Genomic DNA, 20837 nt, shown 5'->3' with positions numbered 1-20837 from the left:
TTCCTCCTCAGGCGGCTTGTCCGGCCGGCGTCAGGGCCGCGATACCGGGGAGGGTTTTGCCCTCCAGCCATTCCAGAAACGCTCCTCCGGCAGAGGAGACATAGGTGAATTGATCTGTGACCCCGGCCGCGTTCAGCGCCGCGACCGTATCCCCGCCGCCAGCTACCGAAATTGCGGTGCCATTGCGGGTGGCCTCTGCGGCGACCTTGGCAAGCGCAACGGTGGCCGCATCGAACGGTGGGATTTCAAAGGCGCCCAGCGGCCCGTTCCACAGGATCGTTTTAGCGGATGCAAGGATACGAGAGAATTCCTTCACCGACGCAGGCCCCGCATCCAGGATCATCATGTCATCAGGGCAATCCTGTGCCGCACAGATATGACGTTCGGCACCTTTGGCGAATTGTCTGGCGCACGCATTATCGACCGGCAGCACCAACTGGCATCCCGATTGCGCGGCCAGTGCCTGAATGTCCTTTACGGTGCCGATCTGGTCGGCCTCGTGCAGCGATTTTCCCATGGGACAGCCCTGCGCGAACAAGAATGTGTTGGCCATGCCGCCCCCGATGATCACCGCGTCCAGCTTGCCCACCAGATTTTTCAACACGGGTATTTTGGTTGAAACCTTGGCCCCTCCTACGATCGCAACCGCAGGAGAACCCGGAGATTCCAGTGCCGCACCAAGTGCGTCGATCTCTTCAACCAGCAACGGCCCCGCCGCCGAGGACATGATCCGCGCTATAGCATCCGTCGAGGCATGGGCGCGGTGCGAACAGGAAAACGCGTCGTTGACATAAATATCTCCCAATTCGGCCAGCTCGGCGGCGAATTTCGGATCGTTAACGGTTTCTCCGGCATTATAACGCAAATTCTCGCATAGCATCACCTCGCCATTCTGCAACTGTTCGCTGTGAATCCGGGCAGATGCACCGACACAGACATCCGAGAACTTGACCGGAACCCCAAGGGCCTTGGCAAGGTTTGGTCGCAGTTTGTCGACAGAAAAGGCCGGATCCAGCTCGTTTGGTTTGGGTCGTCCGAAATGAGTGAGGATGACCAGCCGCGCACCTTTTTCCAGAAGCGGTTTCATGCCAGCTGCAAAGCGATCAATACGGGTGGTATCTGTCACCCGCCTGTCTTCGACGGGCACGTTCAGGTCAGCACGTACCAACAGACGTTTGCCCGCCACATCCATGTCAGTGATCCGGGGCAGCCGCATCAGATCAGCCTGCCCATGGCCACCGCAGTGTCTGCCATCCGGTTCGAGAACCCCCACTCATTGTCATACCAGCTGAGGATGCGGACCATATTCCCATCCATCACCTTGGTTTGATCCATATGGAAGATTGAGGAATGTGGATCGTGGTTGAAATCCATCGAGACATTAGGGTCGTCCGTGTAGCCCAGAACACCCGCCAGTGGGCCGTCCGCAGCCGCGCGGATTGCGGCATTGACTTCGTCTACTGTTGTGTCGCGCTCGGCTTCGAAGACCAGATCAACAACTGAGACATTGGGTGTCGGCACCCGAATAGCGACCCCGTCGAGTTTGCCATTCAGTTCTGGCAATACCAAGCCCACAGCTTTGGCCGCGCCAGTCGAGGTCGGCACCATGCTTAGTGAGGCCGCTCTGGCGCGGTAATAGTCTTTGCGCATCACGTCCAGCGACGGTTGATCACCCGTGTATGAATGTACTGTGGTCATGAACCCGCGCTGGATACCGATCGCGTCGTTGAGCACCTGCGCTACGGGACTGAGGCAATTGGTCGTGCAGGATGCGTTCGATACCACGGTGTCCGTCGATCGCAATGTCTTGTGGTTGACACCGTACACAATCGTTTTGTCCGCACCACTGGCAGGGGCCGACACGAGTACGCGCTTTGAACCGTTCTCTAGATGCTTGGCGGCTGCGTCGCGGCCAGTGAAAATACCGGTACACTCCAGGGCAACGTCCACCCCTTGCCACGGGAGGTCCTTCGGGTCGTGTATGGCCGTTACTTCGATTGGGCCAGAGCCCACGTCGATTGATGTATCGGTGACGTTGATGTTACCGGGGAACCGACCATGCACGCTGTCATAGCGCAGAAGATGAGCGTTCATATCGACCGGCCCCAGGTCATTGATCGCAACGACTTCGATATCGTTGCGCGCCGTTTCCTGAATGCCCCGCAAGACATTACGACCAATTCGACCAAATCCGTTTATTGCAACTTTTACAGACATTTGAACTCCTTCAGTCCTGTTCCAGAAGGCCTGCTGCGGCTTTGGCGACAGCTTCGGCTGTTATATTGAAGTGTTGATACAGCGCGGGTGCTGGCGCCGAGGCACCGAACCCTGTCATTCCGACAAAAGCGCTGTTGTGGCCGAGCCATCTGTGCCAGCCCTGTGAAACGGCAGCCTCGATCCCGACACGCGGTCCGGTGCCCAAAACTCCGACTTGATACTCCGTTGACTGTTTTTCAAACAGCTCAAAACTTGGTGCCGAAACCACAGCAGCATGTATACAGTGTTCTGCCAGCAGGTCGGCCGCTTGCAGGGCAATTTCCACTTCTGATCCAGTGGCGATAAGCGTGATGTCGCGCTCCACGTCTGGTTCCTGCAAAATATATGCCCCCCGCGCAGTAAGGTTAGTTGGATTGTGTACGTTACGTACTGTCGGCAATCCCTGCCGTGACAAACAAAGCACAGTAGGTGTATTCTTGGCGGCAGCCGCAACTTCCCAAGCTTCTGCAGTTTCAACCCCATCCGCCGGGCGGATCACTGTCAAATTTGGCACCGCCCGCAGAGAGGCGATGGTTTCGACCGGTTGATGGGTCGGGCCGTCTTCGCCCAATCCGATCGAGTCATGCGTCATTACATAGACGACCGGCACCTGCATCAGCGCGGACAGGCGGATTGCAGGGCGGCAATAGTCAGCAAAGGCAAGAAAAGTACCGCCATAGGCGAAGAACCCACCATGTAAAGCGATGCCGTTCATGGCCGCCGCCATACCGTGTTCACGAATGCCAAAATGAATGTAGCTTCCTGCATAGTCGTGTCGGGTTACGGGACGCATCTCGGACGTTTTGGTATTGTTTGACCCGGTGAGGTCCGCCGACCCGCCGACCGAGTTGGGTAGAACCGCGTTGACGACCTCCAGCGCCATTTCAGACGCTTTTCGCGTTGCCAGTTTGGGGCGTTCGCTTGACAAGCTCGACTTGTGGGCGGCGATGGCGCGCGCCAGAGGATAAATCTCGGCGGGTGCAAGCGACTGGTCGAATTCCTTGGATTTGGGATTCATCGCTTTTCGATGCAGCCAATTGGTGCGCGCTGCAGCTCCGCGTTGGCTGATCGCCTGCCATGCATCCGCAATGTCAGATGGGATTTCGAATGGCGGAGCGGTCCAGCCAAGCGCTGCGCGGGTGGCCGCGATTTCGTCGGCACCTAGGGGAGCACCATGGACCTTGTGGCTACCGGCCTTGTTCGGAGCGCCTTTACCGATCGTCGTTTTACAGGCAATCAACGAGGGCCGCCCAGTTTCCGCTCGTGCGGTGTCAATGGCGGCAGCTATAGCCTCGTTGTCATGCCCATCAACCGACAGCACATGCCAGCCGGCCGCTTCGAACCGCTTGATTTGATCTGTCGAGGTGGACAAATCCGTGCCGCCGTCAATCGTGATGCCGTTGTCGTCCCAGCACAGGATCAGACGTCCCAACCCAAGGTGACCTGCAAGGTCGATGGCTTCATGGCTGATCCCTTCCATCAGACAGCCATCCCCGGCCAGGACATAGGTGAAATGATCGACGAGCTCATCCCCAAAGCGTGCGTTTTGCATCCGCTCAGCCAACGCCATGCCGACCGCAGTCGCCAGACCCTGACCCAGAGGGCCTGTCGTGGTCTCAATGCCTTTTGCGTGGCCATATTCGGGATGACCCGCTGTGCGATAGCCCAACTGGCGGAAATTGCGCAGCTGGTCGGCGTCCATGTCATCATAGCCCAAAAGATGGTTGACGGCGTAGACCAGCATCGAGCCATGACCGGCGCTTAGGACGAACCGATCCCGGTCCGGCCACTCGTGGTTCTCAGGATCGATGTTGATGAAGCGGTTAAACAGGACGGTGGCCACATCAGCCAGACCCATCGGGGCACCGGGATGCCCGGAATTGGCCTGTTCAATTGCGTCCATTGTCAGAACACGCAGGGCATTCGCCATCTGCGTTTCATGCGAAATCAGTTTGGAATGGGCTGTCATGGCTGTTCCCTCAGGCGCGTTGAGCTTCGTGGATCAGACGGTGAATCATTGGCGTGAAGATCAGCTGCATCGCCAGATCCATCTTGCCGCCCGGAATGACCAACGAGTTGGCCCGCGTCATCCAGCTGTCGTGGATCATCGACATCAGATAGGGAAAATCTATTCCGCGCGGATTGGCGAAACGGATCACGACAAGGCTTTCATCGGCGGTGGGAATCCAGCGCGCAATGAACGGGTTCGACGTGTCCACCACAGGAACCCGCTGAAAATTGATATCTGTCTGGGTGAATTGCGGACAGATGCAGTGCACATAGTCGTGCATCCGTCGCAGAATGACATCCGTAACCGCCTCGGTCGAGTAGCCCCGGCTGGTCTTGTCCCGATGAATTTTCTGGGTCCATTCCAGATTGACGACCGGAACCACGCCGATTTTCAGGTCGGCCAATGCGGCCAGATCAACCTGATCGTTGACGACCGCGCCATGCAGACCTTCGTAGAACAGCAGATCGGATTTGTCTTCGAACGGTGCCCAGGCGGTGAACTCTCCGGGGGCAACGCCGTATTTCTCGGCCTCTTCGTCATCATGGACATAATGCCGGGTGCGACCCGTACCGGTTTCACCATATTCGCGAAAGACGCGTTCCAGTTCTTCCAACTCGTTCGCATCAAAACTGAAATGGCTAAATGTGGAATCCCCTAGTTCCAGCCGTTTGGCCAGTTCGGCCTTCATCGCCGCCCGGTCAAACCGGTGAAACGCATCGCCTTCGATTGAAACCGCCTTCAGGTTTTCGCGGCGGAAAATCTGGTCGAAAGTCCGTTTGACCGTCGTAGTCCCAGCGCCCGAAGAGCCGGTAACAGAAATGATCGGGTGTTTTCTGGACATGTGCTGCCTCCGTTGCTCAGGTGCGGAACAGGCCGCGTTCGCCGAACAGGGCCGCGTTTTCTTCCTGAGGAAGATCGTGATAGCTTGCGACCCGCATGACCTTGTCTGCGCCACCGAAAACAAGCGGTGAACGCGCGTGCAGGCTGTCAGGAACCTGATCGAGAATGGGGTCACTACAATTCGACGCCTGGCCCCCGGCGTTTTCGATGAGAAAGGCGATTGGCGCGCACTCGTAGACCAGCCGCAACCGACCGAATTGGTAGCCTTCGCGGTTGTCACCGGGATACAGAAAAATCCCGCCGCGGATCAGAATACGATGCGTTTCCGCCACCAAAGACGCGATCCAGCGCAGGTTGAAATTGCGTGCCCGAGGCCCATCCGCACCGGCGACCAGATCGTCGATATAGGCGCGTACCGGGTCGGACCAATGGCGGTAATTCGATGCATTGATTGCGTATTCAGGTGAATCAATCGAAATTCCTGTCGGCGCGTCCACCTGCCGGAACTGACCATCATCCGGGTCCAGAATATATTTCTGAACCCCGTTCCCAAAGGAAATGACAAGGCTGCATTGCGGTCCGTAAATCGCGTAACCCGCCGCAATCAGATCGCGGCCCGGGCGCAGAAAGCTTGCCTTGGGATCAGAGACGCTGTGATAAATTCCAAAGATCGTCCCGACCGATACATTGGTGTCGATGTTGGAGGAACCATCCAAAGGATCAATAGCCAAGGCCAATGAACCGCCCGGATTCAGTTCAACGACATCGTCCTGTTCTTCTGATGCATAATATCGGATTGCACTGCCGGACAGCCTGTCCATGAACGCGTTGTCCGCGATGACATCCAGCGCTTTCTGGGCGTCCCCGTCTGTATTGGTCCCTGCTGCGCTTGCCAGGTCTTCGTCCAGCTCTCCGCGTGCGATGCGATGGGCGATCTGCGCAAAGACATTAGTCAGGCAGCCCATAACATCGGCAAGCGCCGGATCAGTTTCTGCGGCATGTGCAATCAGATCTTGCCTGCTCTGCGCAATCACATTTCCATCCTCCCAAAGTGGTAAGAGGTGGTCTGCCACATTGCGAGTTTTCAGAAAATTTAATAAAATGAAATGACGTGTAATATTTTTGGAATGAATATGCTCAACGGAATTACCTTGAAACAGCTGCGTAGTCTAAAAGCGGTAGCCGATACCGGCTCGATCACAGATGCGGCGGCGCTGCAATCTCTCAGCCCGCCAGCAGTTCACAGCCAAATCAAGAAGTTAGAAGAATTTATGGGAGAGGTCATGCTGGTCAGAGGCGGGCGCGAAGAAGGATTGATAGCGACCGATCATGGTGCGGTTTTGGTCCGTGCGATGGAGCGGATCGAAGGCGTTCTTGCTTCTGCCTGCGACAATTTGGAGGCCTTGGGCGCAGGCCATGCGGGGCATGTCACCTTGGGCTTTGAGACGACCGGCCGGTACTTCGCGCCGAAACTGATCGCTTTGTTGCAAAACGAGGTGCCGGGAATCAGGTTGTCTTTCCGTGTGGCCAACAGAGCGCATGTAGTGAACGATCTGTTTGCAGATCGAATCGACCTAGCCGTCATGGGGCGTCCACCTCGAGGACCTGCAGCGCAAGCGACTCCTATTGGCCCACATCCCTATGATCTTTACGTTGCAAGTGATCACGTCCTGGCACAACGCCCGGATTACGACCCAGCCGAATTGGTGCGTCAAAACGTACTGGTTCGCGAGTCGGGGTCGGGAACACGTATTATTCTGGAACGCTACCTGAGCCAGATTGACACTTACGGCACGCCGGATCTGATCGAATTCGATTCGAACGAAACGATCAAAGAAGCGGTAATCGCCGGGTTGGGGGTTGCGATGTTGTCGTCCCATGTCGTGAAACGCGAGATGGAAGGAGGGCTTTTGCACCGCATTGGCTGGCCGGGATTGCCGGTCATGCGATACTGGTATCTTGTGCAACGGCTGGACATTCATTCCGAGGAAAGCTCTATCCGGGTCTCGCAAGCTATTAGCGATCTGGGCGGTGCGTTCTTGCCGAACTAGCTTATTTGCGCGCCCGCGCCTTTTTGCGGGGCAAGATCGAAATATCCTGATAGAAAGCTTTGACCCTATAGCCACGCGACATGAGCTTATCCATGTCGATCAGCACCTTCTGCAGCCGCTCCTCGGACATGATGACATAGAGGATGACGCTGGAATCGCTGATCAGCATGCCCGACTGCAGCCCGGATGTCCCTGCACCCGATGCAGATACTACGGTGTACCCGCCTATGCCGCGTTTCTTAAGCTGTTCGACGACCATGCGCTGAAGCTCGCCGGGGGTGATAATAGTCAGCAGTTTCTTTTCTTCAATTTCCCGCATCTGGTCCAGTCCTTTCCAAAAGGGTTATGCTTATGTCCAGATGGACTGAGCAACTGCGAAATAGAGCGGAATGCCCACGAGGATATTGAAGGGAAAAGTCATGCCCAGGGCCATGGTGAAATAGACACCCGGTCGCGCTTCGGGGATGGCGTACCGCGCCACCGCGGGAACGACAATATAGGACGCCGATGAAGACAGAACGGCCAGCAACACCGCATCACCAACCTGCAGGCCAATAAGATAGGCCACTGCCAGGGCAATCGCGGCATTCAGCGGCGGGGAGACAAACGCGAACAAGAACAGTTCTTTGTCAATCTTGGCCCTGCCTTCGCTGATCTGTCGGCCCACCAGCAGGCCCATTTCCAAGAGGAAAAATGCCAGCATTCCCTTAAAAATATCGGCCGTGAAGGGGCTCATCTCCACCTTGCCGTCCTGTCCTGCCAAGTAACCGATGAGCAAGCTGCCGATGAGCAAAAGCTGTGCGCCATCGGTTAAAGCTTCTTGCAGTACTTCGCGGACTGACAGTGGCTGAAACACATCGTCAGCGGAATCGTCCACTGCCACATCCAGTGCTGCCTGACGCGCGCGTACGGCTGTTGCCAAAACCACGGCCATCAAGATCGCGGGCGTTTCCATCAACACCATTGCTACGGTCATATAGCCACCAAACTCGACCCCCTTGATGCTAAGGAATTGTTGCGTGGTTATGAAAGTGACTGCGCTGATCGAGCCATAGGTGGCGGCTACCGCTGCGCTGTCGAAGGGGTCGATCCGCCGGGAAAGAAAGTAGAAAGCATAAGCCGGGACAAATCCTGCCATCGCTATGGCCGCGATGATGGCCAGAATCCCTTCAGCCGGCAACCCTCCCGAGGCGAGGGCCGCGCCGCCTTTCAACCCCAGCGCCATCAACAGGTATAAGGTCAGAAATTTTGCAATCGCTGGCGGGATTTCGAGATTGGATCGCAACAATCCAATAGCTGCCCCCAAAACGAAGAACAAAACTGCAGGGTCGATGAGGTTTGCCGCCGCTGATCCTAGCATTTCGAGGCAACCCAGTATTTCGCAAGGCTTTGCCCATCATCAAGAATTAGCCCGCTTGCCCCCGCCGCCAATGCCGCCTTCTGCTGGTCACTATCATTGGTAACCACCGCATAGACGGGTGCGGCGGTGGTCTGTATCACTGCCTTGACCCTCTCTGCGCCTTGCGCCGCATCAGCACTGAAGGGAATGATGAGAATATCTGCCTGCGGGCACCGGTCATCAGACAAACCTGTCCGAGCGCAGGTAAGAACGCCGTAAATTGCGGACGAGGTGGGAGTGTTTGGCAACACAGAAGGGTCTGACACGATGCGAATTCCGACCTCACCTCCGGACATCCCGGATTGCCAGATCGAAAGCCCGTGCCGCAGCGCGTGTTGATTCAACCGGCGCGCCAGAGTGTTGTTTTGGGCCATCGTCAATGGGCTGCTCAGCATTAACGCTCCAGCACCAGTCTTTTGGGCGATATCGACGGACCTCCTGGCCCAGTCAGAGGTATCCCTGGTCGGAGGGGCAATGCAAAGCACCCGGTCAGGCAGCGTTAACAGGTTCAGGATTTTCCGGTTTGACGGCAAAAGCGGCGCAACCTGTGGCCGGGTGAGGTCAGCCCAGACCAGCCTTTGTCTCTCGCGGCTTTGCGGGGTGCCGGACCAACGATCCGCGACGAAGGTGTTCAGCACAACCCGCCCCGTCGTAAATTGATGAGAAAAGGAACTAAGCTTCTTCAGCTGCGTTCCGGTCAGGCCGGTTTCTTCGAACAACTCACGCGCGGCGGCGGCCCTGGCTGTCTCACCGGGTTCGATTTTTCCGCCGGGTATTTCCCAATATCCCCCTGACATTTGGTCGGCGCGCCGCTGAGCCAACAAAACGCGCCCATCGCCGTCGCGTACAATACAGGCCGCAACATGCACTGTGCCACAAGGCCGGTTTTCGCGCGATATCCGAGGCGGCCAACGCATCAATCCGGCCAAACGTCCAGATCGGGAACACCCAGATGGGGATGCAGTTTGGATGGTTTGAGCGAACTTGCCGGTTTTTTGGCCACGGGTTTTTTGACCACGGGCTTTACCGGAGCAGGTTTTGCCGACGGTTTTCGGGGCTGACGGGTCATAGGGCGCTCTGGTCGAACAAATGGTTGGAGCGCTGCGCGAAATCGTTTTGCGATACGGCTTCGTCGCTACCGTTCGGCGGGATTGTGACGCTGACATGGGTCTTTGAGAAACTCAGGTCAGGGTACAGGCGGACTTCTTTCGACAATTCCGCAAGCCGTTCGAGAAAGGCGCTGACGCCCGCATAGTTTTCGAACTCAAACCGGCGATGAAGGGCCCCCGCCGAGGCAAGCGTCATCCAGCTGTCAGGCGGGATCATTTCGGGCGGTACGGTGGTGTTGCTTTGAAAAGTATCCATCGTAAACAGTTTCCTTTCGAGCCTGGGTGCCGGGCCGAAACGACCCGGCAACTAAGTCAGAAACGAAGCCAGAAGCCTGCGTTGCTGCTGCTTACACAGACGCAGCGGTCGGCAGAACGCCTTCCACTTCGGCATGGGGACGTGCGATGATATGCGCAGCGGCCAGACCGTCACCGACCCGCTCGCAGGCATCGGCGCCCGCACGAACGGCCGCATTGACTGCCCCGGTCTCGCCGCGAACCATCACGGTCACGTATCCTCCGCCGACAAACTGCCGCGAGATCAGGCGAACCTCGGAGGCCTTGGTCATTGCGTCTGCAGCCTCAATCGCCGGCACAAGCCCGCGTGTTTCAATCATTCCAAGGGCAATGCCCGTTTTTTCACTCGCCATCCTGTTCTCCTTTTCTGGCTAAGTTTCTTCAACTCACCCGGCGCGCAGAGGTACCGCGCCCCAGTGTTCATCGGTCCAGTCGTCAATGATTCCGCCAATCGTCAGATCGGTGGTAACTTTGGGATTTCCCGTAGCAATCCGCGCAGCCGAATAGGCAATGGTGATCACGAAATCACCTTCGCGGCAGCCGATCGGATCGACGGCGACCTCGACATTGCCGTTTTCGTCCTGCAGCACCTGAAGTTTTTTGGCGTGCAGGCCAAAAACGCGTTTCGTCGTAACCAAATCCTGGACAACGCGCATGATATTCATGTCGCACCGCCTTTCGCGTCCGGCTCCCAATAATCTATGATTCCGACAATCGTCAGGTCCGACGGGTAATCCTTGTGGCCCGCGGCGTCTTTTGCCGCCGAACTGCCCACCGCAATCACCCAGTCACCTTCCTTGCAGCCCACGGGATCCACAGCCACGGACCGGCTGCCGCTTTTTTCGCGCACCACAAGTAACCGGCGGTTTTCCAGTTTGCTGATCCGCGCCGTGGCAACAAGCGTTCCTTCGACCTGAAATATCTTCATCGCTGCGCCTCCGCCTGGCTGGCGTCGCCTGGCTTGAATTTGACAAATTGCAAGGACCCGCCGGCCTTCGGTCGGATGGCGGCCTCGACCGCCATTGGCGGGATTGGCGCAAATGCAAGAGCGGCACGCGCCATCCTTCTGGCACAACGTATCGCGGCCTCATCGTCGCCTGGGATCAGTGGATCAAAGCTACGCAAAATTAGAACGGGCACGGAAACTTGTCGGGCCGAGCAGAGCTGACCAAGGATCGACAGACCAACCGAAAGATCTGTGACACCTTCTTCGATCGAATTCATTTGCGCCTGAAACGAGATATTGCGTTGCTGAACGTCGTCCAGTGGATCGCCAATCACGACCAGTTTCTCAGCGTGATCCTTCACAGGATACGGCCCGCCATGTCGCTGAAGCACAGCGTCAACCTGAGCCATATTGTTCTTTAGAAGATAGCCACAGAACCAGCGCATACCCTGTGTTTCAACGTCATCCGCTGCCACCCCTGCGCAATCGGCTATTCGCGCGCGCACGGTCTTCTTGGCAGCATCGCGCGCAAGCCCCGCCGTTTCCGAGTAAAGATCGGTAGCACTAACAAAACGGGCAGCATCGATTGCGCCTGTCCGGTCGGGAACATGGATGCGGATCGCGTCCGTATCTGTATCGACACCGACCAAAAGCAGCGAGGTGGCCTGGCCCGCGTCATATCGCGCATGGATCGCATCCCGAAACTGATTCAACCGGTCCAGCAAGGCTCCGATTGCCTTGGTCTCATCACTATCGTGTGCTGCACAGCCTGAATGGTCAGGATCACTGCTCGAGAAATGATAGACCCCGATTTTCAGGAATCGCGATCTAGTCTGATCCTGATTTTCTTGGCGTGACAACAGGCGCTGAAGTTCAGCTTTTTCCCAGTTTCGTACCGCATCCGCGACTTCAAACATCGCCCCGGCATAAGACCGGCGTGAAGTCACGATTGATGGCGGAACACGCAGCACCGCCCCCAACAGTCCCGCAAGGCGGCCATCCGCGCAGGGGGTGATATCGATTGCGTGAAACCCCCAGCGCGCGATCAGATCTTCAACCAAGGCTCCATCGAGCCGGTCGAACAGGTTTTGCTCGGAATTGGCTTCAGCCATCCGGGCGAACAGCCGGATCACACAGCGCGCATGGATGTCCCCCATGTGCAGGGGCGTGTTCCAATCCGCAACAAACCAGCTTGGATCAGCTTCTATCTCAATTGCGGCCAAGGCCGAGACAGCGGTTTCGACGAACCCGGGCTCGAACTGATGCGGGGCCAGATCGGTCAGAACCTCGTGCAGTTGTTCAAACCGCGCATTAAAGGCTGTTTCGCGTTGGTCCAGCAGGCTCGAGATCGCTGGCTCGGAAAAGGGGTGGATTCCGGAGGACACTGGGCGCGTCGGTTGCCTGCTGGATGTCCGAGTGGCGTACCCTTTGGCCATCCATCCCGCTTTCCAGGCCAGGTTCGGACCGGATTTTATGCGTCGGGCGGCCATCATCCTGCTGCTCCACCAGAGAGGGTCACAACTGCCCCGGACTTGGGTGTCCAGCCAACAGCACCCGTGACAGGGCTGGTCTGATCATGCTGCACCGCCTTGGCACCGAACCGTGCCGCACCTGCAAACCCGTGGGCGGATCCGCCGCGCTCGGTCGGATTGCGCAAGGTGGCCCAGCTGTCTTCGGTGCCGGTAACACGGTTGTCGTCGCGCCAGGCCGAGCCGGTGATTGCCGGGCCACCTACGGATCCTTCGCCGGTTACGCTTTTATGCGCCCTTGCAACGCCACCTGCAGCAGACCGAGCGGGGGCACTGAACTCGACATTGCCCGTGATCTTGCCCTGACCCTGGGCAAAAGTGCCCGTGATACTGGCGGAGTCGCGATCTGCCGATGCGCGCGTTTCCAGATGGGCTGCACGCTGCGGAGAGCGGACGGAAAACCCGCCAATGGAACCTGCGACCCGATCTTCGGTCTCTGAAGGGGCTTCGGCAGTGTTGGCGACGAAATACCGAGACCCGGTGATGTCTCTTTCCGCCCCTCGTCCTGTGCCCGAGACCATCGGGTCATTCAGCGGTACATTCCCGGTTACGGCGCGGGGCGCGGTATGAGATCGTACATCCGCCTGAGCCTGTGCAGTATCGCACCATTCCTGCGCGCTGTCTGCGCCGAAATAGGGTGTGCCGGTCATGGTGGCACAGGTGCCATGTTCGGCTCCGGTGACACGGGGATCATGGTTCAATTGCGGTCCGGTTACGGTTTGACCGGTCCAGGTTTGGGACAGGCTGACTTTTCCGCCGGAGGCAGGATCGACTCGGCCCTCTTCAATTGCCGGAGCGATTGCCGGGGTGGCATATTGTGAGCCGGTCAAAGTGCGATCCGCACCGAATTCATCGCCGGTGACACGCGCAGATCGACCAACCACTGTTCCGGAAACAGCGTGCCCGCCCAGAGTTTGCTCTGTGACATGGTCACCAGCTGTTTCTGCGGCTCCGACCCGATGGGTTGCGCCACCCAGATTGGTGCCGTGCACGGTGCGACCATGCGGCTGCGATTGTCGCGGGAATTGCGCGCCAACAGGCAACGAGCTATCCGGGCGATGCTCCATCATGTCTCCAAGGGTCTGATCGGCATTGCCAGTCACGACATTGGCTCCGCGTTCTTCGTCGCCAGTGATCTGCACGGCCGAGCGCAGCATTGTCCCCGAGACGGTCTGCCCATTGGCAGTCCGGGCGTGTCCCACTTTGCTGGGTGTACCGCGGTAGCCGCCTTCAATTCCGGCTACATACTGAGTTCCGGTCAGCGGCTTGTCGTGTCCGGCTTCTGCGCCGGTCATCGCCTGCCCTGTCGCGTAGCTGAGACCCGTGATTTGTGTGTGTGATCCCCCGGTATTGACACTTGGAACCTTCGGAGGGTGAGTGACCGACCCTTTCCGCTCAGCCTGTGGCAAAACGGGTGTACTGCCCTGACCAAATGCTGCGCGCATCTTGCGACGCTGAATGGCCGCCTCACGCCCGCTCTGGGCAGGTACTTCTGGTGCCGGCGCGGCCACAGGTGTGGTGGCTGGCGTGCCCATTTCCTCGAGCATCTCCTGAGGCATCGAGGCTTGCCGGAAACCCGACCGCACACGTTCGGTTGCAGCGGGCAAGGCTTTTTTGCCCTGCGACAGCGCCTTGCGGCGTGCCATGGAAGCTTCGCGCCCCGTAGCAGGACCAGCGTCAACACGGGTAACTGGCTCTGCTACGGGGGCAGGGGGCTGAGGTGCCAATGGGACGACACTATCTTTGCCCCCGGAACTGATGTCATGTGGCATCGCACCTTGACGAAAGCCCGAGCGCACACGTTCGGTCGCTGCCGGCAACGCGGTTTTGCCATGTGACAAGGCTTTGCGCCGCGCCATCGAGGCTTCGCGCCCAGACAATCCGGTTTGTGTCGCATCGGTGGTCATATCTGTCCTCAGTGCGGTTCAGGGTTGGGGTTGGGTACGCTTCACGCGCGGTAGACGACAAACGCCATGCCTTGCGACTGGGCGTAATTGTCATAAGCGATCAGGCGCACATGCATTCCGGGATTGGCGCGGCGGCAAGCCTCGAGCTCAGTCAGAACATGCTCGACGGATTGCGTGCCGAAAAGCGGCAGTTTCCACAGGTACCAGAAGTTCGAAAAAGACTTTTCCGGCTCGGTATATTCAATCGCCGGGTTCCAGCCGCGTGCGATCATATAGGCCACCTGCTGGGCAATCCGCTCGGGCGTCATGGGCGGCAGGTACGAGAACGTCTCGGTTCGTGGTTGTGTCGTCGGGTATGCGGATGCGTCGGTCATCGCTGTCTCCGTAGGTCAGAATTGGGGCGTTGCGCGGGATCAGACATCCAGCTTGTCGACAACGTCAAAGTCGAACTTGATCTCTTTCCAGGTTTCCATGGCGATCGCGAGTTCGGGGCTATGGCGTGCGGCCTCGGTCAGAATCTCGCGCCCTTCGCGCTCGACCTGACGGCCCTGATTGCGGGCCTCGGTACAGGCTTCCAGCGCCACGCGGTTCGCATGTGCACCTGCTGCGTTGCCCCAAGGATGGCCCAACGTGCCGCCGCCGAATTGCAGACAAGCGTCATCGCCGAAAATCTGCACCAGCGAAGGCATGTGCCACACGTGGATTCCGCCTGAGGCCACCGGCATCACACCCGGCATCGCGCCCCAGTCCTGATCAAAGAACAGGCCGCGCTTGCGGTTTTCGGGGATGAACGGCTCGCGCATCTGGTCGACCCAGCCCAGCGTTGCCTCTCGGTCGCCTTCCAGCTTGCCGACAACGGTGCCCGAATGCATATGATCGCCGCCCGACAGACGCAGGCACTTGGTCAGGACGCGGAAGTGAATGCCGTGCATCGGGTTGCGGTCGACCACCGCGTGCATGGCCCGGTGAATATGCAATAGCATCCCGTTTTCGCGACACCAATTGGCCAGACCGGTATTGGCGGTGAACCCGGCGGTGAAGAAGTCATGCATGATGATCGGGGCGCCCAGTTCTTTGGCGAACTCGGCACGCTTGTACATCTCTTCGGGTGTTGCGGCGGTCACGTTCAGATAGTGGCCTTTACGCTCACCCGTTTCGGCCTCGGCCTTCTGCACAGCTTCCATCACGAATTCGAACCGGTGCTGCCAGCGCATGAAAGGCTGCGAGTTGATGTTCTCGTCATCCTTGGTGAAGTCCAGCCCGCCGCGCAGGCATTCATAGACCGCACGGCCATAGTTTTTTGCTGACAAGCCCAATTTGGGCTTGATGGTGCACCCCAGCAGAGCACGGCCATATTTGTTCAATCGGTCACGCTCAACCTGAATGCCGTTAGGCGGGCCGCCACAGGTTTTGACATAGGCCAGCGGGAACCGGATATCTTCCAAACGCAGGCTGCGGACGGCCTTGAAACCAAAGACGTTCCCGACCAGCGAGGTCAGCACATTCACTACCGATCCTTCTTCGAACAGGTCGATCGGGTAGGCAATAAACGCATAAAAGGCGGTTGGGTCGCCCGGGACAGCCTCGATCCGATACGCGCGGCCTTTGTAGTAATCAAGGTCGGTCAACAAATCGGTCCAGACGGTTGTCCAGGTCCCAGTCGAGCTTTCTGCGGCAACGGCGGCGGCAGCCTCTTCGGCAGGAACACCTTCTTGAGCTACAACTTTGAACACCGCCAGCAGGTCCGAGTCCAACGGAACATAGTCTGGTGTCCAATAGGTTTTGGCGTAATCTTTCACACCGGCTTGGTACATTTTCTCAGCCACACTGCGCCTCCTGAATCAAGTCTTTGCAACGACAGTTGCCTTGGTCACTGGCAGGATATGAGAGGAAAATACATTTCTACAAATTAGTTATTGTCAGAAAAACATAACTAACGCTAATGTATGAAATGCGAATAGACCTGCGCCAACTTGAAATGTTCGAAGCGATTGAGTGTTACGGCTCATTGACGCTTGCCGCTGAAGCACTGAACGTCACGCAGCCCGCGATATCGCTGCAAATGCAAAAACTGGAAGCGCAGGTCGATCTGGCATTACTGGAGCGGGCCGGGCGCGGCGTCAAAATCACCGAAGCCGGTCAGGAGGTTCTGCATCAGGCAAGGCGGATCAACCGCGTGCTGGACGATCTGCGGGAAAATCTGCGTCATTTCAAAGGGGTGCAAAAGGGTGTACTGCGAATTGCCGTTGTTTCGACGGCGAATTATTTTATCCCCGACTATCTGGCCCGCTTCAGAAAAAACCATCCCGGCGTCGAAATTGATTTTCGGGTGGCTAATCGGGACAATATTCTCGGGATGCTGGCCTCAAACGAATCTGATCTGGCCATTACCGGGCAACCCCCTGACGATTCCGAACTGATCGCACGCCCTTTCAAGGACAATCCTCTGGTCGTAATAGCGCCGCCCGATCATCCGCTGGCCGAGCGAACAGATTTGGAACCTGCTGAGCTGGCGCAGTTTCCCTTTGTTGTGCGCGAACCTGGGTCAGGCACCCGAGCAGCTATGGAGCGCGCATTTCGGGAACATGGGTTGGAATGTCAAACCTCTTGTGTCTTGTCGTCAAATGAAGCTGTCAAACAAGCGGTTCAAGCGCAGTTGGGACTGGCCGTTATTTCACGCCAGACAACCGAGTTAGAGACCGAAACTCAACGACTGTCCCTGTTGGATTGCCGCAAACTGTCGTTGAAACGCACCTGGTATGTTGTCTATCGCAGTTTTCGCCGCTTGCCGCCGGCGGCACAGGAATTCCGTACGCAGCTGCTTTCGGATTAGCACGCCCTAGAGTATCAGAAAGAACGCAAACCTCAGATCTTGGACGCAGAATGATAAATCATCCGGAACTGTTCGTGCTGCGCCACGGTGAGACTATCTGGAACCGCGAAGGAAGGTTGCAGGGGCGCAAGGATTCTCAGCTGACCCCGAAAGGGATCGAGCAGGCTCGGATTCAAAAAAAGCTACTGGATTGTATCGACAAAAAGCCCCGCGACATTTTTGTCAGTCCTCTGGGTCGCGCGGTACACACGGCGCAGATTGTTCTGGGGCCCAACCGACGCTTCGTTTTTGACAATCGGCTGCAAGAAATCAGTTTCGGACTTTGGGAAGGACAAACTAGAGAAGAAATTCGACAACGTGCTAACCAACCTGTCAGCGATGATGAGCTGAGCTTTGGCAGCCCGGATGGAGAAAGCTTTGAAATGATCTCAGCGCGTGTATTGGATTTCTTGTCGCATCTAACCCGGCCGGCGATTGTCATCACGCATGGTGCGACAGCGAGCGTGATGCGTGGCCTGTGCACTGGGTTGGATCGAGCCGGAATGGTCGGTCTTTCTCGGGAGCAGGGGTGTGTATTTCACCTGGAAGACGGCAAAGAGCGTATTCTGCGTGATCCTGATTTTAGTGATTCATTGTCGGACAACTAAATTATGCCCGACCCGCTGCTGATACGCTGCGGGCCGGGCGCTGTTCTATGTGTCATTGCCAAAGAACACAGCGTCATGCGTGATCCATTCATTCGCTTCAATATCCTGCACCATGAACTGGAACTCGGTCCGGGCGGTGGAAGCCGCCGCACCCTGCGGGGTGGCCGTGACATAGACGCGCCTAAGGCTGGTTGTATCCGCAGGCACAATGATGCTTGATCCCTGTGTTGCGCCTTCAACCTCGATTGCAAGCAATTGATCCGAGTCCAGATCGATCTTGAACAACTTGTCCTCTCCACTCTTGTTGCGCAGGCGAACCTCATAGATGTTGCGGATGGCACCGTCGGATTGTGTTACATATAGTGGGTTACGATTCGGGCTGACCGTCATTTCAATATCGCTGCGCACAAACACGGCGGCCAGCATCGCAATACCAATCGAGGACCACAGACCTGTATACAGGAAATTCCTGGGTTTTAGGACGTGCGACCATGTTGACTGCGGAGCTGCCCCCGCTTTTTCCAGAGGCTCATCGGATAGGGCCAGGTAATCGATCAACCCGCGCGGCTTGCCAATTCGCGTCATCACATCGTCACAGGCGTCGATGCACAGGGCGCAGGTGATACATTCCAGTTGCGAGCCGTTCCTGATATCGATCCCCATCGGGCAGACATTCACGCAGGCTTTGCAGTCAATGCAATCTCCTTCACCCGAAGTACGAGCTTTGCCGCGCGGCTCTCCTCGCCAGTCACGATAGCCAACGGTCAGGGTGTGTTCGTCCATCATTGCGGCCTGAATGCGCGGCCAGGGGCAGAAATAAACGCAAATCTGTTCCCGCATGAAGCCGCCGAAAATGAAAGTCGTCAGGGTCATAAATCCGATCGTGCTATAGGCTACCGGATGCGCCGAAAACCCTACCAGATCGGACAGCAATGTTGGCGCGTCGGCAAAATAGAAAACCCATGCGCCACCGGTGGCAACACTGATGAGCAACCAGACCGTCCATTTGCTTAGGCTCAGGCGCCATTTTTGCAGGGTCCATGTGCTGCGATGCAGCCTGAGGCGCGCATTGCGATCACCCTCGATCCAACGCTCGACCAGTATGAACAGGTCGGTCCATAAGGTCTGAGGGCAAGCATACCCACACCATACGCGCCCAGAGCCGATGTGAACAGGAAAAGACCCAGACCGGCCATGATCAAGAGGCCGGCCACGAAATAGAACTCGTGCGGCCAGATTTCGATCCAGAAAAAGAAAATCCGTCGATTGGCAATATCGATCAGAACCGCCTGATCGGACAGGTTCGGACCACGATCCCATCTAAGCCACGGCGTGATATAATATGTCCCCAGCGCGAGTGTCAGGATCACCCATTTCATACGGCGATAATAGCCGGACACCCGACGAGGAAATATGGGTTCACGCGGAGCGTATAAAGAAGGTGAGGACATCAGATGTTTCCCGATCTTTCTTGGGTTATACCTGAGCTGAGTGCCGCTGGATTTGGTCTTGAAAGGGGGCTGTAACAAGATCACGAGTACGGCGCCAACGCGATTGATGCATTGCAATAAGCATACAAAGTACATATAAATACAGGCAAGGAGTGAAGCAATGAATGACAATGCGCCAAATGTCGCATGGGTGCCGACCGTAAATGACAGTGAAGGTCCCATGTATCTTGCGATTGCCGAAGCCATCGCGCGCGATATTCGCGCAGGCGTTTTGCGACCCGGCCAGCGGTTGCCAGCCCAGCGCGCCCTGGCTGGCGTACTGGGCATTGATTTCACTACCGTAAGCCGCGCTTATTCGGCGGCGAGTAAGGATGGTCTGGTCGAAGGCCGAGTCGGGCAGGGCACCTATGTCAAAGACTCTGGCCCTGTCAGCCCAGCCGCCCGGGACAATGCGAAAGATCAGGCAGCTGACATGAGCATGAACGTGCCGCCCCGGCTGGATGATGCCGGACTTGTGCGCCAGATGTGGCAGGGTTTTGATGCGCTCCGCTCGGAATATGGGGTCGAATTCCTGATGCGCTATCAGATGCCCGGCGGCAGCCACGAGGACCAACAAGCCGCACAATCCTGGCTTCAGCGTCAGCTTAAGCTTCCCCACCTCGATGACATCATCGTTTGCAACGGCGTACAAGGCGCGACCTGGACAGTTTTGTCGCTCATACTTGAGCCGGGCGACACGATATGCTGCGAAGAGCTAACCTATCCCGGCCTTCTGACGCTAGCGCGCCACTTGAATCTGAATGTTGTGCCAGTTCCCATGGATGTTGAAGGGCTGGATCCCGACGCGTTGGACAGGATCTGTCAAACCGCAAAGCCCCGTGCCATTTACACCACGCCGACCCTGCACAATCCGACAACAATCACCATGCCCGGTCCGCGACGTGCACGTATTGCCGATGTTGCGCGCAAACACGATCTTCAGATCATTGAAGATGACGCGTACGGAGTGCTCGCAAGGACCGCACCGGACCCGCTTTACACCATCGCTTCAGAGCGGACGTGGTATGTGTCATCCCTGTCAAAATGCCTGGCACCGTCGCTTCGGGTATGCTTCATGGTTCCACCGCCGACTGCATCGAATGGCGCTGTCAGGCGAGCGATGCGGGCAAATGGTAACATTGTGTCACCGATCTCGGCGCGGTTGGCGACCAACTGGATTAATTCAGGTCTGGCCGACAAGATTACGGCCGCAATCCGCCTCGAGACCAAAAAACGACAGGACGTATTGCGCCAATGGCTGCCGGATATCTTTATGCCAAAGGACGCATTTCACGCTTGGTTGCCGCTGCCTGATGGGTGTTCCGCCACAGAGTTTGCCTTGAAGCTGCGCGGCTTTGGGCTGGGGATTGTGCCGGGCGCGGCATTTACATTTGGTCGGGCGCCGAATGCTGTTCGTCTTGCTCTGGGCTCTGTGGATACTGTGTCAAATTTGGGTGTCGCCTTGCGCAAACTAGCCGAAACCCTGGAGCAGTCTGATCAGCACGACTGGATGGTTGTTTGAGAA

Annotated in this window: 21 protein-coding genes and 1 pseudogene; 4 read left to right on the top strand and 18 right to left on the bottom strand. The window is 57.3% G+C overall.

Going from position 1 to position 20837, the window contains the following annotated elements:
* Positions 1 to 7: 7 nt before the first annotated feature.
* From ACR0DG_RS19465 to ACR0DG_RS19445, 5 genes are read right to left on the bottom strand one after another with little or no spacing between them, the layout of a single operon-like run.
* Complete coding sequence (locus ACR0DG_RS19465; RefSeq protein ID WP_480699993.1) at positions 8 to 1216, bottom strand: phosphoglycerate kinase; 1209 nt, start codon at positions 1214 to 1216, stop codon at positions 8 to 10.
* Positions 1216 to 2217: a type I glyceraldehyde-3-phosphate dehydrogenase gene (gene gap, locus ACR0DG_RS19460; protein WP_480699994.1), complete on the bottom strand. Its 1002-nt coding sequence runs from the start codon at positions 2215 to 2217 to the stop codon at positions 1216 to 1218. The genes ACR0DG_RS19465 and gap overlap by 1 nt, the downstream gene beginning before the upstream one ends.
* A gap of 10 nt (positions 2218 to 2227) precedes the next feature.
* Entirely contained in the window at positions 2228 to 4225 is a 1998-nt protein-coding gene (gene tkt / locus ACR0DG_RS19455) for a transketolase (protein WP_480699995.1), read from the bottom strand.
* A gap of 10 nt (positions 4226 to 4235) precedes the next feature.
* Positions 4236 to 5108: a phosphoribulokinase gene (locus tag ACR0DG_RS19450; protein ID WP_480699996.1), complete on the bottom strand. Its 873-nt coding sequence runs from the start codon at positions 5106 to 5108 to the stop codon at positions 4236 to 4238.
* Between the two features lie 16 nt (positions 5109 to 5124).
* On the bottom strand, positions 5125 to 6138 hold the full coding sequence (locus tag ACR0DG_RS19445; RefSeq protein WP_480700053.1) for a class 1 fructose-bisphosphatase: 1014 nt from the start codon (positions 6136 to 6138) through the stop codon (positions 5125 to 5127).
* Positions 6139 to 6234: 96 nt separating this feature from the next.
* Between ACR0DG_RS19445 and ACR0DG_RS19440 the strand changes: the two genes are divergently transcribed.
* The gene (locus ACR0DG_RS19440) at positions 6235 to 7158 is read left to right on the top strand and encodes a LysR family transcriptional regulator (protein ID WP_480707282.1); all 924 of its coding nucleotides are present in this window, start codon (positions 6235 to 6237) and stop codon (positions 7156 to 7158) included.
* A gap of 1 nt (position 7159) precedes the next feature.
* Here the strand turns inward: ACR0DG_RS19440 and ACR0DG_RS19435 are convergent, their stop codons facing one another.
* From ACR0DG_RS19435 to ACR0DG_RS19380, 12 genes are all read right to left on the bottom strand, one after another.
* Positions 7160 to 7477: a P-II family nitrogen regulator gene (locus ACR0DG_RS19435; protein WP_480699998.1), complete on the bottom strand. Its 318-nt coding sequence runs from the start codon at positions 7475 to 7477 to the stop codon at positions 7160 to 7162.
* A 30-nt stretch (positions 7478 to 7507) separates the two neighbouring features.
* On the bottom strand, positions 7508 to 8518 hold the full coding sequence (locus ACR0DG_RS19430) for a sodium-dependent bicarbonate transport family permease (RefSeq protein WP_480699999.1): 1011 nt from the start codon (positions 8516 to 8518) through the stop codon (positions 7508 to 7510).
* Positions 8512 to 9474: an NUDIX domain-containing protein gene (locus tag ACR0DG_RS19425; protein ID WP_480700000.1), complete on the bottom strand. Its 963-nt coding sequence runs from the start codon at positions 9472 to 9474 to the stop codon at positions 8512 to 8514. Before ACR0DG_RS19425 ends, ACR0DG_RS19430 begins: the two co-directional genes overlap by 7 nt.
* On the bottom strand, positions 9474 to 9626 hold the full coding sequence (locus ACR0DG_RS19420; RefSeq protein ID WP_480700001.1) for a hypothetical protein: 153 nt from the start codon (positions 9624 to 9626) through the stop codon (positions 9474 to 9476). Before ACR0DG_RS19420 ends, ACR0DG_RS19425 begins: the two co-directional genes overlap by 1 nt.
* A complete protein-coding gene (locus tag ACR0DG_RS19415; RefSeq protein WP_480700002.1) occupies positions 9623 to 9922 on the bottom strand; it encodes a 4a-hydroxytetrahydrobiopterin dehydratase in 300 nt (99 codons plus the stop codon). Before ACR0DG_RS19415 ends, ACR0DG_RS19420 begins: the two co-directional genes overlap by 4 nt.
* Positions 9923 to 10013: 91 nt before the next feature.
* A complete protein-coding gene (gene csoS1, locus ACR0DG_RS19410; protein WP_180888108.1) occupies positions 10014 to 10313 on the bottom strand; it encodes an alpha-carboxysome major shell protein CsoS1 in 300 nt (99 codons plus the stop codon).
* A gap of 33 nt (positions 10314 to 10346) precedes the next feature.
* Positions 10347 to 10625, bottom strand: a complete 279-nt coding sequence (locus ACR0DG_RS19405) for a carboxysome peptide B (protein WP_480700003.1) — start codon at positions 10623 to 10625, stop codon at positions 10347 to 10349.
* Positions 10622 to 10888: an alpha-carboxysome shell vertex protein CsoS4 gene (csoS4, locus tag ACR0DG_RS19400; RefSeq protein ID WP_480700004.1), complete on the bottom strand. Its 267-nt coding sequence runs from the start codon at positions 10886 to 10888 to the stop codon at positions 10622 to 10624. The genes ACR0DG_RS19405 and csoS4 overlap by 4 nt, the downstream gene beginning before the upstream one ends.
* Positions 10885 to 12399 carry a carboxysome shell carbonic anhydrase gene (locus ACR0DG_RS19395; RefSeq protein WP_480700005.1) on the bottom strand — a complete coding sequence of 505 codons (1515 nt, stop codon included), beginning with the start codon at positions 12397 to 12399 and terminating at the stop codon, positions 10885 to 10887. Before ACR0DG_RS19395 ends, csoS4 begins: the two co-directional genes overlap by 4 nt.
* Positions 12396 to 14342: an alpha-carboxysome scaffolding protein CsoS2 gene (locus tag ACR0DG_RS19390; RefSeq protein WP_480700006.1), complete on the bottom strand. Its 1947-nt coding sequence runs from the start codon at positions 14340 to 14342 to the stop codon at positions 12396 to 12398. Before ACR0DG_RS19390 ends, ACR0DG_RS19395 begins: the two co-directional genes overlap by 4 nt.
* 41 nt (positions 14343 to 14383) lie before the next feature.
* A complete protein-coding gene (locus ACR0DG_RS19385; protein ID WP_480700007.1) occupies positions 14384 to 14716 on the bottom strand; it encodes a RuBisCO small subunit-like domain-containing protein in 333 nt (110 codons plus the stop codon).
* 39 nt (positions 14717 to 14755) lie between these two features.
* On the bottom strand, positions 14756 to 16168 hold the full coding sequence (locus ACR0DG_RS19380; protein WP_480700008.1) for a form I ribulose bisphosphate carboxylase large subunit: 1413 nt from the start codon (positions 16166 to 16168) through the stop codon (positions 14756 to 14758).
* 116 nt (positions 16169 to 16284) lie between these two features.
* Between ACR0DG_RS19380 and ACR0DG_RS19375 the strand changes: the two genes are divergently transcribed.
* Together ACR0DG_RS19375 and ACR0DG_RS19370 are read left to right on the top strand one after the other, a co-directional pair.
* Positions 16285 to 17175 (top strand): LysR family transcriptional regulator, encoded by an 891-nt coding sequence (locus tag ACR0DG_RS19375; protein ID WP_480700009.1) that lies wholly within the window; start codon positions 16285 to 16287, stop codon positions 17173 to 17175.
* 50 nt (positions 17176 to 17225) lie between these two features.
* Entirely contained in the window at positions 17226 to 17822 is a 597-nt protein-coding gene (locus ACR0DG_RS19370) for a histidine phosphatase family protein (protein WP_480700010.1), read from the top strand.
* Between the two features lie 45 nt (positions 17823 to 17867).
* On the opposite strand, the pseudogene ccoG reads toward ACR0DG_RS19370, so the two are convergent.
* Positions 17868 to 19273, bottom strand: a pseudogene (ccoG, locus tag ACR0DG_RS19365) (cytochrome c oxidase accessory protein CcoG).
* A 160-nt stretch (positions 19274 to 19433) separates the two neighbouring features.
* On the opposite strand from ccoG, the gene ACR0DG_RS19360 reads away from it, so the two are divergent.
* Positions 19434 to 20834, top strand: coding sequence for an aminotransferase-like domain-containing protein (locus ACR0DG_RS19360; RefSeq protein ID WP_480700011.1), 1401 nt, complete (start codon positions 19434 to 19436; stop codon positions 20832 to 20834).
* Positions 20835 to 20837: the final 3 nt, after the last annotated feature.

This window comes from Ruegeria sp. BG8 (assembly GCF_056538325.1).
The sequence above is the reverse complement of the archived record's forward strand: the minus strand, read 5'-3'. Positions and strand labels throughout refer to the sequence as shown.